Annotated in this window: 13 protein-coding genes; 11 read left to right on the forward strand and 2 right to left on the reverse strand. The window is 63.5% G+C overall.

Translation table 11 applies throughout. From position 1 onward, the window contains the following. The first annotated feature begins 85 nt into the window (after nt 1-85). Nucleotides 86-1,048: a DMT family transporter gene (locus FH041_RS01340; RefSeq protein WP_027915858.1), complete on the forward strand. Its 963-nt coding sequence runs from the start codon at nt 86-88 to the stop codon at nt 1,046-1,048. A gap of 211 nt (nt 1,049-1,259) precedes the next feature. Here the strand turns inward: FH041_RS01340 and FH041_RS01345 are convergent, their stop codons facing one another. Further along, nucleotides 1,260-2,654 carry a class II fumarate hydratase gene (locus FH041_RS01345; RefSeq protein ID WP_027915860.1) on the reverse strand — a complete coding sequence of 465 codons (1,395 nt, stop codon included), beginning with the start codon at nt 2,652-2,654 and terminating at the stop codon, nt 1,260-1,262. Between the two features lie 152 nt (nt 2,655-2,806). Here FH041_RS01345 and FH041_RS01350 point away from each other — a divergent pair, with 152 nt between their 5' ends. The 5 genes from FH041_RS01350 (at nt 2,807) to FH041_RS01370 (ending at nt 7,247) form a co-directional block, all read left to right on the forward strand. Continuing rightward, nucleotides 2,807-3,331 carry a DUF2059 domain-containing protein gene (locus tag FH041_RS01350; protein ID WP_027915861.1) on the forward strand — a complete coding sequence of 175 codons (525 nt, stop codon included), beginning with the start codon at nt 2,807-2,809 and terminating at the stop codon, nt 3,329-3,331. An 8-nt stretch (nt 3,332-3,339) separates the two neighbouring features. Beyond that, entirely contained in the window at nt 3,340-3,636 is a 297-nt protein-coding gene (locus FH041_RS01355; RefSeq protein WP_027915862.1) for a BolA family transcriptional regulator, read from the forward strand. Nucleotides 3,637-3,853: 217 nt separating this feature from the next. Next, nucleotides 3,854-4,786, forward strand: coding sequence for a rhodanese-related sulfurtransferase (locus FH041_RS01360; RefSeq protein WP_027915863.1), 933 nt, complete (start codon nt 3,854-3,856; stop codon nt 4,784-4,786). 3 nt (nt 4,787-4,789) lie between these two features. Further along, entirely contained in the window at nt 4,790-5,422 is a 633-nt protein-coding gene (locus FH041_RS01365; protein ID WP_027915864.1) for a DsbA family protein, read from the forward strand. After that, complete coding sequence (locus FH041_RS01370) at nt 5,415-7,247, forward strand: ABC transporter ATP-binding protein (protein WP_140174122.1); 1,833 nt, start codon at nt 5,415-5,417, stop codon at nt 7,245-7,247. The genes FH041_RS01365 and FH041_RS01370 overlap by 8 nt, the downstream gene beginning before the upstream one ends. An 87-nt stretch (nt 7,248-7,334) precedes the next feature. Here the strand turns inward: FH041_RS01370 and FH041_RS01375 are convergent, their stop codons facing one another. Next, a complete protein-coding gene (locus FH041_RS01375; RefSeq protein ID WP_027915866.1) occupies nt 7,335-8,207 on the reverse strand; it encodes a LysR family transcriptional regulator in 873 nt (290 codons plus the stop codon). A gap of 129 nt (nt 8,208-8,336) precedes the next feature. Between FH041_RS01375 and FH041_RS01380 the strand changes: the two genes are divergently transcribed. The 5 genes from FH041_RS01380 to FH041_RS01400 all read left to right on the forward strand — a co-directional run bounded on the left by FH041_RS01380 (nt 8,337) and on the right by FH041_RS01400 (nt 14,889). Then, entirely contained in the window at nt 8,337-9,629 is a 1,293-nt protein-coding gene (locus tag FH041_RS01380) for a CitMHS family transporter (protein WP_027915867.1), read from the forward strand. Continuing rightward, nucleotides 9,630-10,994 carry an acyclic terpene utilization AtuA family protein gene (locus FH041_RS01385; RefSeq protein WP_028688046.1) on the forward strand — a complete coding sequence of 455 codons (1,365 nt, stop codon included), beginning with the start codon at nt 9,630-9,632 and terminating at the stop codon, nt 10,992-10,994. Then, on the forward strand, nt 10,991-11,311 hold the full coding sequence (locus FH041_RS01390; protein WP_027915869.1) for a hypothetical protein: 321 nt from the start codon (nt 10,991-10,993) through the stop codon (nt 11,309-11,311). Before FH041_RS01385 ends, FH041_RS01390 begins: the two co-directional genes overlap by 4 nt. Before the next feature lie 305 nt (nt 11,312-11,616). Beyond that, the gene (locus FH041_RS01395) at nt 11,617-14,073 is read left to right on the forward strand and encodes an EAL domain-containing protein (protein WP_140174123.1); all 2,457 of its coding nucleotides are present in this window, start codon (nt 11,617-11,619) and stop codon (nt 14,071-14,073) included. Nucleotides 14,074-14,103: 30 nt separating this feature from the next. After that, nucleotides 14,104-14,889 (forward strand): TenA family transcriptional regulator, encoded by a 786-nt coding sequence (locus FH041_RS01400; RefSeq protein WP_125922318.1) that lies wholly within the window; start codon nt 14,104-14,106, stop codon nt 14,887-14,889. Nucleotides 14,890-14,897: the final 8 nt, after the last annotated feature.

Raw genomic sequence — 14,897 nt, forward strand, 5'->3', positions numbered from 1 at the left:
TTCTTTTCCCGGCATGCCTGCGCTGGTTACCTGCGCAACCCCGTAGAATTCAGCCACCCCCACCACGGATCTGATCGAGGACACCATGCATACCACCTCCGGCCGTTGGGTTCACGGCCTGCTGCTTGCCCTGTTGACTGCATTGCTATGGGGCATCCTGCCGATCAAGCTCAAGCAGGTGTTGCAGGTGATGGACCCGTTGACGGTGACCTGGTATCGCCTGCTGGTGTCCGGTGGGCTGCTGTGCGCCTGGCTGACGGCCAACCGTCGCCTGCCGTCTTTGGGCAGGCTCACGCGCAAGGGCAGGGGCCTGGTGGGGGTGGCGGTGCTGGGGCTGATGGGCAATTACGTGCTGTACCTGATCGGCTTGAAGCTGCTCAGCCCTGGTACGGCGCAGCTGGTGGTGCAGCTGGGGCCGGTGCTGTTGCTGGTGGCCAGCGTATTCGTGTTTCGCGAGCGATTCAGCGTAGGGCAGGGGGTGGGGCTGTTGATCCTGCTGGCAGGTTTCGGGCTGTTCTTCAACCAGCGCCTGGAAGAACTGTTGACTTCGCTTGGCGCCTATACCACAGGTGTGCTCACCATTGTGCTGGCCACCAGTATCTGGGTGTTCTACGCCTTGAGCCAGAAGCAGTTGCTGACGGTGTGGAACTCGCAGCAGGTGATGATGGTGATCTACCTGTGCTGCGCGGCGCTGCTGACGCCTTGGGTGCAGCCGCTGGAAGTCTTGCAACTGAGCCCCGTACAGAGCTGGCTGCTGCTGGCGTGCTGCCTGAACACGCTGGTGGCCTATGGCGCCTTTGCCGAAGCCCTGGCGCATTGGGAGGCTTCCCGGGTCAGTGCGACGTTGGCATTGACGCCCTTGGTGACGTTCGTGGCGGTGGCACTGGCTGCGCTGGTGTGGCCTGAGTATGTGCAGGCGGAGCAGATCAACCTGCTCGGGTATGTAGGGGCTGTGGTCGTGGTGGCAGGCTCGGCGCTGGTTGCGCTCGGGCCTTCACTGGTGGCGGGATGGCGGGCACGTCGCGCGCGGCTTGCGCAGGTGTCCTAGGTGTTGGGGGCGGGTGGCGCCTCTGATCAGACGCCGGTTGGGCAGCAGGAGCAGCAGGAATGGTTGCGGCCGCTCGGCAGCCTATCCCTGCCGCTCACACGGGGACTCGCTGGCCCGGATGCGGTGCAAGACAGTTGCTCCCACACCCAATGCGCGAGCCTTTTTGGCGTTGCCGAATAAAAGGGGGCAACGCAAGCCGCCCCCACAGACTTCAACCCTTGCCACCCGGCGCCAGCATGTTCTCCGGCCTTACCCACTCATCGAACTGCTCGTTGGTGAGGTAGTCCAGCTCAAGCGCCGCCTCACGCAGGGTCTTGCCCTCGCCATAGGCTTTCTTGGCGATCTCTGCGGCCTTGTCGTACCCGATATGCGGGTTGAGTGCCGTTACCAGCATCAGCCCTCGCTCCAGGTGTGCGGCCATCTGCTCGGTATCTGGCTCGATGCCCGCTACGCAATGCTGCTGAAAGTTGCGGCAACCGTCTGCCAACAGCTCGATGGACTGCAGCAGGTTGTGGATGATCACCGGCTTGAACACGTTCAACTGCAGATGCCCCTGGCTGGCGGCAAAACCGATGGTGGTATCGTTGCCAAGCACCTGGCAGGCCAGCATCGACAGCGCCTCGCACTGTGTCGGGTTGACCTTGCCCGGCATGATCGAACTGCCGGGCTCGTTGGCGGGCAAGCGCACCTCGGCCAACCCCGCACGGGGCCCTGATCCGAGCAGGCGCAGGTCGTTGGCGATCTTCATCAAGGCCACCGCCAAGGTTTTCAGCCCCCCAGCCAGGCTGGTCAGCGGCTCGTGCCCGGCCAGCGCTGCAAACTTGTTGGGTGCGGTCACGAAGGGCAGCCCGGACAGAGCGGCCAGCTCGGCAGCAATGGCTTCGGCGAACCCCTGGGGCGCATTGAGGCCCGTGCCCACCGCCGTGCCGCCCTGGGCCAGCTCATAGACCGCCGGCAGGCTGGCGCGGATGGCGCGCTGGGCATAATCGAGTTGCGCCACGAACGCCGAGACTTCCTGGCCGAAGGTAATCGGCGTGGCATCCATCATGTGGGTGCGTCCGGTTTTGACCAGGCGATGGTGCCGTGCCGACAGCTCAGCCAGGCCCGAGGACAGCTCGGCGATGGCCGGCAGCAGTTGCGCGTGCACGGCCTGGGCGGCTGCGATGTGCATGGCGGTGGGGAAGCAGTCGTTGGAGCTCTGGGAGCGGTTGACGTGATCGTTGGGGTGCACCGGCGACTTGCCGCCGCGCACCTGGCCGGCCAGTTCGTTGGCGCGACCTGCGATCACCTCGTTGACGTTCATGTTGCTCTGCGTGCCACTGCCGGTCTGCCAGACCACCAGCGGGAACTGATCGTCGTGCTTGCCGTCCAGGACCTCATCGGCGGCCTGCTCAATCAGCCGGGCAATGTCGGCGGGCAGTGCACCGTTGCGGTCGTTGACGCGGGCAGCGGCCTTCTTGATCAGCGCCAGGGCATGCAGGACGGCGAGCGGCATACGTTGCTGGCCGATGGCGAAGTTGATCAACGAGCGCTGAGTCTGCGCGCCCCAGTAGGCGTGCTCAGGAACTTCAACCGGCCCAAGGCTGTCTGTTTCGATACGGCTCATGCTGCATTCACTCCCTGTCAGTCAGAATCAGCAGTTTAGGCCCTCATGCGACCTGGCGGTTCAATCGCCTGTCGTGCCACTTGAGCAGCTCGCCCTGGCGGGCGCAGAATGCTCGCTCTGAGGTACCGCCTCCCCCTCCTGAAGGAAATGCAATGACCCGTCTTCGTGTCCTCTGTGCTGCTGTCGCCCTGGCTTGCGCCAGTGGCCAGGTCCTGGCCGCCACCCCCAGCCACAACGCCGCTGCCGAGAAATTCCTGACCTTGGCCAATGCCGACAAACTGGGCACGCCGGTGTACATGCAAGTGCAGCAGATGTTCGCCCAGCGCTTTGCCCAGACCAAGGCGCCTGCCTCCAAGCAGCCTGTGCTGGAAAGCTACCAGGCCAAGGCCAACGCCGCGCTGGACAACGCCATCGGCTGGAAGAAGCTCAAGCCCAAGATGGTCGACCTCTACACCCAGACCTTTACCGAGCAAGAGCTCAAGGACCTGGTCAAGTTCTACGAGTCGCCCCTTGGCCGCAAGGTGCTGCGCGAGATGCCCAAGGTCACCCAGCAATCGGCTCAGCTGACCCAGCAGACCCTCGAACCGGCGGTGCCGGTGGTCAACAAGCTGCTTGAAGACATGACCAAGGAGCTGGACCCTAACTACGGCAAGGCAGCCGCGCCAGCCAAGAAGTGAGCACGGCCATGAACATGCAACAGCGTATCGAACAGCAACTGGCGAGCCTGGCGCCTCAGCACCTGCAGGTGCTCGATGAAAGCCACATGCACAGCCGTGGTCAGCAGACCCACTACAAGGCCGTGATCGTGAGCGAGGTGTTCGAAGGCTTGAACAGCGTCAAGCGGCACCAGAAGGTGTATGCGACCATGGGCGAGCTGATGGGCCAGATTCATGCGCTGGCGATTCACACCTATACCGGCGATGAATGGGCACAGGTCGGCAGCGCGCCGGCATCGCCTGTCTGCGCCGGCGGCGGGCACTGAAAGCTTGCTGTTGTTCTGGTAGAATCCGCTTCATCCCAAAAAGGGGCTGCTGCACAGCCCATCGCTGGTACGCCAGCTGCTTCAGGTAACCCCACTGCGTTGACGCACCGGGCACCTGAAGCGGCATGTGTGCCTGCGATGGGCGTGCGGCGGCCCTTTGTTCATTGTGTAACCCGGTCCGCCCCTTACGAGGGCAGCCACCTGGAGAACCTGATTCATGTCACACCCCATCGTCGTCGCGGCGCTGTACAAGTTCGTCACCTTGCAAGACTACGTCGAGCTACGCGAGCCGCTGCTCAAGGCCATGCTCGACAACCATGTCAAAGGCACCTTGCTGTTGGCCCATGAGGGCATCAACGGCACCGTGTCGGCCACCCGCGAAGGCATCGACGGCCTGCTGGCCTGGCTGCGCAGCGACCCGCGCCTGGTGGACATCGACCACAAGGAGTCGTACTGCGACGAGCAGCCCTTCTACCGTACCAAGGTCAAGCTCAAGAAAGAGATCGTCACCCTGGGCGTGCCTGGGGTCGACCCCAATCAGGCGGTGGGCACCTACGTCGAGCCCAAGGACTGGAACGCGCTGATCAGCGACCCCGAGGTGCTGCTGGTCGACACGCGCAACGACTACGAAGTGGCCATCGGCACGTTCAAGGGGGCCATCGACCCCAAGACCGAAACGTTCCGCGAATTTCCCGACTACATCAAGGCCAACTTCGACCCGGCCCGCCACAAGAAGGTCGCCATGTTCTGCACTGGCGGCATCCGTTGCGAAAAAGCGTCCAGCTATATGCTCGGTGAAGGCTTCGAGGAGGTCTATCATCTGAAAGGTGGCATCCTGAAGTACTTCGAGGAAGTGCCACAGGAACAAAGCCTGTGGGAGGGCGACTGCTTCGTGTTCGATAACCGCGTCACGGTTCGCCATGACCTGAGCGAGGGTGAATATGACCAGTGCCACGCCTGCCGTCACCCGATCAATGCCCAGGAGCGTGCCTCGGAGCACTACTCGCCAGGTGTAAGCTGCCCGCACTGCTGGGATTCGCTGAGCGAAAAGACCCGCCGCAGCGCCATCGACCGGCAGAAGCAGATCGAGCTGGCCAAGGCCCGCAACCTGCCACATCCGATTGGCCACAACTACAAAGCCGAGGCCTGAGTGATGTCTGCGCGCCTGATCTACGTGATGGACCCGATGTGTTCCTGGTGCTGGGGCTTCGCACCGGTGGCCAGTGCGCTGATCGATCAGGCCAGTCAGGCGGGCGTGCCTACCCATCTGGTGGTCGGCGGGCTGCGCAGCGGCAGTGCCGCGCTGGACGGCGCCACCCGCAAGTACATTCTCGAGCATTGGCAGGCCGTGGCCCAGACAACGGGGCAGCCTTTCAATTTCGAGGGCGCCATGCCCGACGGCTTTGTCTACGACACCGAACCGGCCTGCCGAGCACTGGTTGCTGCCCGCGAGTTGGATGGCGAGCGCCTCTGGCCTCTGCTGGCAGCCATACAGTCTGCGTTCTATGAAGGGGCTCATGACGTGACCACCGCCCCGCACCTGGTGGAGCTGGCCGAGCAGGCGGGTTTTGAGCGCGGGCCGTTCGCCGAGGCGTTCACCCGCGCCGAAACCCGCGCTGCCACCGCCGCGGATTTCGCCTGGGCGCAAGGCTTGGGCATCGCGGGCTTCCCGACCTTGCTCGCTGAGCGCAACGGCCAACTGGCCTTGCTGACCAACGGTTATCAGCCGCTTGAGCGTCTGCAACCGTTGCTTGGCCGCTGGCTGCAGCAGGCTGCCAATGCTTGATGTGCCCGGGTCGCCCGACCCGGCGCCGTCCAAGCCGGCGGGCTCGGCCGACCGGCTGAGCTGGTCGGAAATCCGCCGGCTTGCCCTGCACCACAAAAAGCAGCTGTGGACGGCGAACCTGATTGCCGTGCTGGCAGCCTGCTGCAGTGTCCCGATCCCATTATTGCTGCCGCTGCTGGTGGATGAAGTGCTGCTCGGGCACGGCGATGCCGCGCTCAAGTGGATGAACCAGCTGCTGCCGTCTGGCTGGCAGGTCGCAGCAGGCTATATCGGCCTGATGTTGTGCCTGACCTTGTGCCTGCGCCTGGCGGCACTGGCGTTCAACGTCATCCAGGCCAGGCTGTTCGCCGGATTGGCCAAGGACATCGTCTACCGGCTACGCATTCGCCTGATCGAACGGCTCAAGCGTATTTCCCTGAAAGAGTACGAGAACCTGGGCAGCGGCACGGTCACCACGCACCTGGTCACGGACCTGGACACCCTCGACAAGTTCGTGGGCGAGACCCTCAGCCGCTTTCTGGTCGCCATGCTCACCCTCACCGGCACGGCCGCCATCCTGCTGTGGATGCACTGGCAACTGGCGCTGCTGATCCTGCTGTTCAACCCGCTGGTCATCTACTTCACGGTGCAGTTGGGCAAGCGGGTCAAGCACCTGAAAAAGCTCGAGAACGACAGCACGGCCCGCTTCACCCAGGCGTTAGCCGAAACGCTCGATGCCATCCAGGAGGTCCGCGCCAGTAACCGCCAGGGCTATTTCCTCGGTCGATTGGGCGTCAAGGCGCGCGAGGTGCGCGACTACGCCGTGGAATCGCAGTGGAAGAGCGACGCCAGCGGCCGCGCCAGCGGACTGTTGTTCCAGTTCGGCATCGACATCTTCCGAGCAGCGGCCATGTTGACGGTGTTGTTCTCGGACTTGTCGATCGGCCAGATGCTTGCCGTCTTCAGCTACCTCTGGTTCATGATCGGCCCGGTCGAGCAGTTGCTGAACCTGCAATATGCCTACTATGCCGCTGGCGGTGCGCTCAACCGCCTCAATGAGCTGCTGGCACGCGCCGACGAGCCCCAGTACCCGGCAGCCAGTGACCCTTTCGCCGGGCACGCCACGGTGGGCATCGAGGTACGGGACCTGTCCTTTGGCTACGCCGACGAGCCGGTGCTGGATAACCTGAACCTGGCCATCGCACCCGGTGAGAAGGTTGCCATTGTCGGCGCCAGCGGGGGTGGCAAGAGCACGCTCGTGCAGCTGCTGCTCGGGCTGTACAGCGCGGATGCAGGCACCATTCGCTTCGGCGGTGCCACCCTGCAGGAAATCGGCCTGGAAACCCTGCGTGAGCAGGTGGCCGTGGTCTTGCAGCACCCGTCGCTGTTCAACGACAGTGTGCGGGCCAACCTGACCATGGGCCGGGACTGCACCGATGATGCCTGCTGGCAGGCACTGCGGATCGCTCAGCTCGACGGCACCATCGCCGCGCTGCCTCACGGCCTGGACAGCGTGGTGGGACGTTCGGGTGTTCGCTTGTCCGGCGGTCAGCGTCAACGGTTGGCCATTGCACGCATGGTACTGGCCGAACCCAAGGTGGTCATTATGGACGAAGCCACCTCGGCGCTGGACGCTGCCACCGAATACAACCTGCATCAGGCGCTGGCGCGTTTTCTCAAGGGCCGCACCACGCTGATCATTGCCCACCGCTTGTCGGCGGTGAAACAGGCGGACCGGGTGCTGGTGTTCGACGGCGGTCATGTGGCCGAGGACGGCGACCATCAGCAGTTGATTGCCGAGGGCGGGTTGTACGCCAAACTGTACGGGCACCTGCAGCAGCTCTGAGCGCTGTGTGAAGTGCCTTGGGGCGACGGTCAGACGGGGCTGCTTGCAACACAGTCTCACCGAGTATTCGAGCGTTTCACACCCAGGCTAGGGCCTGAGCAATCGCAGGAATTCGACACCGGCCGGCGCCATCACCTGTTCAGCCCGCGTGATCACGCCGATCTCGCGTACCACTCCCGGATGATCCACCGCCACCTTGCTCACTTCGTGACGGCCCTCGTCGGCCGACTCGGGCAACAACGCCACGCCCTGGCCCTGACGCACCAGTGCCAGCACCGTCGACATGTAGTTAGCTTCAAGCCCTGCCGCCAGGGGCAGGCGCGCGTCGGCGAACAGCCGCTCGACCAAGTTGCGCACGCTGCTGTCCCGTCCGGTCAGCAGCATGGGGTATGCCGCCGCTTCGGCCAGCGTCACCGCCGTATGCCTGGCCAAGGGGTGGTCGTGCGGTACGTACAGGCACAGGCGATCTTCGAGCACGGCCTTGAACGCCAGCCCTTGGGTAGGCCGTGCCTGCACACCCAGGCCGAAATCCACTTCCTGCTCCAGCACTAGCGTATCGATGCGCTGGGCTACCACGTCACGCAGCCTGACCTCGATGCCGGGGAAGCGTTCGCGAAAGCGCTGCACCACGCCTGGCAGCAACCCCGAGCACAGCGAGGGCAGGGCCGCGATGGTCAGTACACCACGGCGGGAGGTGGCATGGTCACGGGCCGCCTCGACGATGTTGTCCAGATCGAGCAGCAACTTTTCCATCGGCAACAACGCATGCTGACCCGCAGCGGTGAGGCCTACGTGACGCGGGCTGCGTTCGAGCAAGGTCACCCCAAGCCAGTCTTCGAGTTGGCGAATCTGCACGGTGAGCGCCGAGGGCGACAGGTTCAGGGTCAGGGCGGCCTTGGAAAAGTTACCGGTTCGCGCCACCGCCAGGAACGCGCGGATGAGCTGTATCGCATTCTTCATTTTGTTTTTCCGAACGTGGCTTGCCGAATATTTCAATTCACAGAGCCTAACGCCGTTGTTATTACTCTTGCAAAACAACAACAGGGCCTTCTCTCGCAACCGCGGACCTGAGCCCGAAGAGGAAACCCCATGCTCGCCACCCTCGGTGTCGCTACTGTCCTGTGCATGCTCGTGAGCATCATGAGCAAACGCATCTCCCCCCTGGTCGCCCTGATCGCCCTGCCCATCATCGCGGCGTTGCTCGGTGGCTTCGGCCTGCAAACCAGCGGCTTCATCATCACCGGCATCAAGAACGTCGCCCCGGTCGTGGGCATGTTCGTTTTTGCCATCCTGTTCTTCGGCATCATGACCGACGCCGGCATGCTCGACCCGATCATCGACCGCATCCTCAAGCGCGTCGGCACACGCCCGACGCGCATCGTCATGGGCACGGCCCTGCTGGCCCTGCTGGTGCACCTGGACGGTTCGGGCGCAGTGACCTTCCTGGTGACCATCCCCGCGATGCTGCCGCTGTACACCCGCCTGGGCATGGACAAGCGCATCCTGGCCTGCGTCACGGCCATGGCGGCCGGGGTCAACTTCCTGCCCTGGACCGGCCCGGTGCTGCGGTCATCGGCAGCGCTGCACGTGCCGGTGGCTGACCTGTTTCAGCCGCTGATTCCGGTGCAGATCGTCGGGCTGATCTTCGTCTTCGCCTGTGCCTACTGGCTTGGGCGACGCGAAGAACGGCGCCTGGGTCTGGGCCGGGACGCGCTCGACGTCACCCCTCACCAGCGTGTGCTGACTGACGCCGAACGCGAGCTGCGCAAGCCGCGCATGTTCTGGCCCAATTTGCTGCTGACCCTGGTGGTGATGGGCGTAATGATCGCAGGGGTGGTGGACCCGGTGGTGATGTTCATGGTCGGTACCGTGCTCGCCTTGTGCCTGAACTACCCCAACGTGGACGCGCAGCGGGCGCGCATCGACGCCCATGCCAAGACCGCGCTGACCATGGCCAGCATTCTTCTGGCCGCGGGCGTCTTCACCGGCATCATGCAAGGCACCGGCATGCTCAAAGCGATGGCCGAGGTGGCGGTGGGGCAGATTCCTGCAGGGCATGGCCAACTGATTCCTGCGGTAGTCGGTTTTCTTTCCATGCCCCTGAGCCTGCTGTTCGACCCGGATTCGTTCTACTTCGGCATCATGCCGGTGGTCGCCGAGGTTGGCAGAGCCCTGGGCGTGGACCCGATGCAAGTAGCCCAGGCTTCGCTTCTGGGCGTGCACACCACGGGTTTTCCGGTCAGTCCACTGACCCCCGCGACCTTCCTGCTGGTTGGCCTGTGCAAGATCGAACTGGCCGATCACCAGCGCTTCACCATCCCTTTCCTGTTCGCGGCCTCGGTTCTGATGACCTTGACCGCCCTGGTCATTGGAGTTTTCTAGATGAAGACCATACGCATCGGCGCTGGCGCCGGTTATTCGGGCGACCGCATCGAGCCGGCCATCGAGTTGGCGCAACAGGGTGAACTGGACTACCTGGTGTTCGAATGCCTGGCCGAGCGCACCATCGCCCTGGCGCAGCAAGCGCGGTTGCTGGACCCGCACGGTGGTTTCGACCCCTTGCTGGGCGAGCGCATGCGCCGCGTGCTGCCTTACGTAGGTCCAGGGGCCGACGGCACGCGGCGGCGCCTGCGCATCATCACCAACATGGGTGCGGCCAACCCACTGGGCGCGGCCTCTGAAATCCGCCGCATCGCGGCTGAGCTGGGCTTGCCTGGTATCAAAGTGGCGGCGCTGACCGGCGACGATGTGCTCGCCACCTTGCAGCAATGGCCCGAGCAGACCCTCGACAACGGTGCCACCCTCTCTGAACTGGGCGATCGATTGATTTCAGCCAACGCTTATGTGGGCGCAGAGGGTATCGTGCAGGCCTTGCAGGCCGATGCAGATATCGTGGTCACCGGCCGTGTGGCCGATCCGTCGCTGTTTCTCGCACCGCAGCTGTTCGAGTTCGGCTGGCGCGTCGACGACTGGACGCTACTGGGGCGCGGCACCCTGGTCGGGCACCTGCTCGAATGCGCAGGGCAAATCAGCGGCGGCTACTTCGCCGACCCCGGGGTGAAGGAAGTGCCCGAACTCGACCGCCTCGGCTTCCCGCTGGCCGAAATCGATGCCATGGGCCATGCGGTGATCAGCAAGGTGGCCGGTTCCGGCGGGCGCATCGATACCGCTACCTGCACCGAGCAACTGTTGTACGAAGTGCATGATCCGGCCGCTTACCTTACGCCCGATGTGACGGCTGATTTCAGTCAGGTGACGTTTCAGGCCCTGGATCAAGATGAGGTCCAGGTGCGAGGCGCCAGTGGGCGCGCGCGCCCGGAGGCGTTGAAGGTGTCGGTGGGTTTTCTCGACGGTTGGATCGGCGAAGGGCAGATGTCCTATGGCGGCCCTGGTGCGGTGGCCCGCGGGCGCCTGGCCGAAGCGATCGTACGCAAGCGCCTGCAACTGACCGGTGTGGCCTGCGACGATATACGCAGCGAGCTGATAGGCGTCAGCGCCTTGCACGGTGACGACCTGGCCCAGCGCGCCCAGGGCGAGCCCTGGGAGGTGCGGCTGCGTGTGGCGGCGCGCTGCGCCACCAAAAATGATGCGGTGCGCATCGGCAACGAGGTGGAAACCCTCTACACCAACGGCCCCTATGGCGGCGGTGGAGCGAGCAAGTCGGTGCGTCAGGTGGTAGCGGTGGCTTCGCTGTTGCTGCCCAGGGACGCGGTCGCCTTGCAGGTGCATCTGGAGGAGGTGGCATGAGTACCCACACGAAATTGCGCGATATAGCCCACAGCCGTACTGGCGACAAGGGCGACACGTCGAACATCTCGGTAATCGCCTTTGATTCGGCTGACTACCCGCGCCTGGCCCAGTGGCTGACGGTAGAGCGCGTCACGGCCCACTTTGCCGAGTTGCTGGACCCGGCAGGCCCCCCCGTTCGCCGGTACGAGCTGGCGCAGCTCGGGGCGTTGAACTTCGTGCTGCCCGGCATCCTGCGTGGCGGTGTGACCCGATCGCTGGCCTTGGATGCCCATGGCAAGACGCTGGGGGCGGCGCTGCTGGATCTCGAACTCTGACAAGCGGTCGGCCCGCGCCGTGCGCACGGGTCAAGCCCGGCCCCTGCGGTGCGCACTTGAGTGGGCCAAAAACCAGGCTGGCATGACGTGATTGACGGGGTCCGTGCGGTGTCTGCGACAATGGGTCCAGCACCGCGCCACGCTCAAACCGGCGAACCAGACGCTGCGCCCTGCAGGCAGCAGGCGCGGCGGCTATCATTGACTGAAATCGGGCCCCTAAATTTTCATCGCGTTAATGGCAGATGGCCTACGCTGTGCTTTGTCTGGGTTGATTCGCGCCTTATCTGCTCTGTGACAGGGACTCCATGAAGGGACATCGCACTCAAGAAGCGCCCAAGCTCCTCGGGCTCACCTGGCCATTCATCGCCGTGGTGGTTTTCCAGGTCGCCCTTGGCAGCCTCAGCCTCTACACGCTTTCTGCCGTGCGTGCCTACGTGGCGGGCGAAAGCTTGTGGTCAAAGGCGCAAAAAGACGCCATCTACTACCTCAACCTGTACGCCACCACGCGCGACGAAGCCACCTATGGCCGCTACCAGCAGGCCATCGTGGTGCCCCAGGGCGATCACCGCGCGCGCAAGCTCATGGATCAGTCGAATCTGGACCTGGAGGCGGTGCGCCAGGCCGTCCTGCAAGGTGGCAACCACCCCGACGACGTGCAACGCATCATCTGGTTCTACCGCCACTTTCGTACTGTCAGCTACCTGCAGACAGCCATCAATTATTGGGACATCGGCGACGATTACCTGGCCAAGCTGAACGTGCTGGCAGGCGAGATGCACCAGCGCTTCGCCAGCGGGCCGGTCGATGAGCAGGTGATTCGTGCCTGGAAAAGCCGCATTGCCACCATCAACGAGGGGGTGACGCCGGCTGCCAAGGCGTTCAGCGATGCCCTGGGCGAGGGGTCGCGCGTCCTGCTGTGGGTGCTGCTGATCACCAACCTGCTGACTGCGATGATCCTGATCACCATCGCCTGGCGGCGCTCCAGCAAACTGCTGGCCCAGCGCCAGGCATTTGCCAACGCGCTGCAGGAAGAAAAGGAGCGTGCGCAGATCACTTTGCAGGCTATCGGTGATGCGGTAATCACCACGGATGTGGAGGGCTTGATCGGCTACATGAACCCGGCGGCCGAGCAGCTGACCCACTGGAAGGCCGCCCAGGCCCTGGGCCTGCCGTTGTCGGCCCTGTTCACCCTGGTGGACGAGCGCGACGTGGACGAGGGCCGCAGCCTGGTGGAGCAGGTGCTCAGTGGCAGTTTGAAAGGGGGCGCCGAACATGCCCGGCTGATTCAGCGCCTGGACGGCAGCACGGTGTCGATCAACCTGGTGGGCTCGTCCATTGTCAATGACGGACAGGTCAATGGCATCGTGCTGGTGCTGCACGACATGACCCAGGAGCGCCAGTACATCGCCAACCTCTCCTGGCAGGCCACGCACGATGCGCTGACAGGCCTGGCCAACCGTCGCGAGTTCGAATACCGGCTGGAGCAGGCGCTCAATGCGCTGGCGCGCCAACCTGGGCGGCATTCACTGATGTTCCTGGACCTGGATCAGTTCAAGCTGGTCAACGATACGTGCGGCCATGCCGCCGGGGACGAGTTGCTTCGGCACATCTGCGCCGTGCTGCAATCGGGCCTGCGAGAAGGTGACACGCTGGCGCGGCTGGGGGGCGATGAGTTTGGCGTGTTGCTGGAGAATTGCCCGTCCGAGCAGGCCGAGCGGATTGCCGAGCAGTTACGCCAGACCGTCCAGAGCCTGCATTTCGTGTGGAAAGGCCGGCCGTTCGTGACCACGGTCAGCATCGGGCTGGTGCATATCGCTCAGGCCCCCGGCACCCTCGAGGCATCACTGCGGGCTGCTGACATGGCCTGCTACATGGCCAAGGAAAAGGGGCGCAACCGGGTTCAGGTGTACCACGCCGATGACAGCGAGCTGTCCATTCGGTTTGGCGAGATGGCCTGGATTCAGCGCTTGCACGTGGCCCTGGAAGAGAACCGGTTCTGCCTGTACGCCCAGGAGATCGCGCCGTTGAAGGCTTTCGAGGGGCCCGGCCACATCGAAATCCTGTTGCGCCTGCACGATGAAAGCGGGCGCACCATACTCCCCAACAGCTTCATCCCGGCTGCCGAGCGCTACGGGCTGATTACCGCGCTCGATCGCTGGGTAGTGCGCAACGTCTTCATCATCATCCGCCAATGCCTGGATGCAGGCCACCAGGGGCCGCTGTCGACCTGCGCCATCAACCTGTCCGGTGCAAGCATCGGCGATGACAAGTTCCTCGAATACCTGCAGCGCCTGTTCGCCGAATATGCCATTCCTCCGCGCATGATCTGCTTCGAGATCACCGAAACCAGCGCCATTGCCAACCTGGGCAGCGCCATTCGCTTCATCAACGAGCTAAAAGGCCTGGGTTGTCGTTTTTCACTGGATGATTTCTGTGCAGGCATGTCATCGTTCGCCTACCTCAAGCATCTGCCCGTCGACTTCCTCAAGATCGACGGCAGCTTCGTCAAGGACATGCTGGACGATCCGGTCAATCGGGCCATGGTGGAGGTCATCAACCATATTGGCCATGTCATGGGCAAGCGCACCATTGCAGAATTCGTGGAAACACCCATGATCGAACAAGCGCTACAGGAAATTGGTGTCGATTACGCCCAGGGCTATCTGATCGAGCGGCCCCAGGTATTCACATGTGACAGTCTGCATCGCCAACGGATTGCCGCCCGGCCTCTGTTGCAGCGGGCGCCTGGCACCTTTCGTTAGCTGGAAATCACAAGGAACAAGGAGTAGACAGTGATTGATGCATTCGTTCGTATCGGGCCATTGATGGACCCGGCCAGTTACCCCAAATGGGCCCAGCAACTGCTTGCCGATTGCCATGAGAGCAAGCAGCGAGTGGTTGACCATGAGGTGTATCGACGTCTGCGTGACGGCAAATTGAAGCAAGCGACCATTCGCCAGTACCTGATCGGCGGCTGGCCGGTGGTCGAGCAGTTCTCGTTGTACATGGCCCATAACCTCACCAAGACCCGTTATGGCCGGCACCCAGGCGAGGACATGGCGCGGCGCTGGTTGATGCGTAATATCCGCGTGGAGCTTAACCATGCCGATTACTGGGTGAACTGGGCCCACGCCCACGGCATTCACCTGCACGACCTGCAGGCTCAGGATGTGCCGCCTGAGCTCAATGGCCTCAACGATTGGTGCTGGCGTGTGTGTGCCACGGAAAACCTGGCCATTGCCATGGCCGCCACCAACTATGCCATCGAAGGGGCCACCGGGGAGTGGTCGGCGGTGGTGTGTTCCACCGACACCTACGCGATGGGCTTCCCGGAAGAGCAGCGCAAGCGGGCCATGAAGTGGCTCAAGATGCACGCGCAGTATGACGACACCCACCCGTGGGAGGCGCTGGAGATCATCTGTACGCTGGTAGGCGAGAACCCGAGCACGGCCTTGCGCACCGAATTGCGCCGGGCCATCTGCAAGAGCTATGACTGCATGTACCTGTTCCTGGAGCGGTGCATGCAACTTGAAACCACCCAGCACGAGCGGGCGAGCCCGGCGTTGGCGGCGGGGTGATTGCGCGC

The sequence above is a fragment of the Pseudomonas sp. SWI7 genome (assembly GCF_006351945.1).
Taxonomy (GTDB): Bacteria; Pseudomonadota; Gammaproteobacteria; order Pseudomonadales; family Pseudomonadaceae; genus Aquipseudomonas; species Aquipseudomonas fulva.

Coding starts and splice junctions, on each gene's coding strand:
- FH041_RS01340 (WP_027915858.1), top strand. CDS start 86: ATGCATACCACCTCCGGCCGTTGGGTTCACGGCCTGCTGCTTGCCCTG.
- FH041_RS01345 (WP_027915860.1), bottom strand. CDS start 2,654: ATGAGCCGTATCGAAACAGACAGCCTTGGGCCGGTTGAAGTTCCTGAG.
- FH041_RS01350 (WP_027915861.1), top strand. CDS start 2,807: ATGACCCGTCTTCGTGTCCTCTGTGCTGCTGTCGCCCTGGCTTGCGCC.
- FH041_RS01355 (WP_027915862.1), top strand. CDS start 3,340: ATGAACATGCAACAGCGTATCGAACAGCAACTGGCGAGCCTGGCGCCT.
- FH041_RS01360 (WP_027915863.1), top strand. CDS start 3,854: ATGTCACACCCCATCGTCGTCGCGGCGCTGTACAAGTTCGTCACCTTG.
- FH041_RS01365 (WP_027915864.1), top strand. CDS start 4,790: ATGTCTGCGCGCCTGATCTACGTGATGGACCCGATGTGTTCCTGGTGC.
- FH041_RS01370 (WP_140174122.1), top strand. CDS start 5,415: ATGCTTGATGTGCCCGGGTCGCCCGACCCGGCGCCGTCCAAGCCGGCG.
- FH041_RS01375 (WP_027915866.1), bottom strand. CDS start 8,207: ATGAAGAATGCGATACAGCTCATCCGCGCGTTCCTGGCGGTGGCGCGA.
- FH041_RS01380 (WP_027915867.1), top strand. CDS start 8,337: ATGCTCGCCACCCTCGGTGTCGCTACTGTCCTGTGCATGCTCGTGAGC.
- FH041_RS01385 (WP_028688046.1), top strand. CDS start 9,630: ATGAAGACCATACGCATCGGCGCTGGCGCCGGTTATTCGGGCGACCGC.
- FH041_RS01390 (WP_027915869.1), top strand. CDS start 10,991: ATGAGTACCCACACGAAATTGCGCGATATAGCCCACAGCCGTACTGGC.
- FH041_RS01395 (WP_140174123.1), top strand. CDS start 11,617: ATGAAGGGACATCGCACTCAAGAAGCGCCCAAGCTCCTCGGGCTCACC.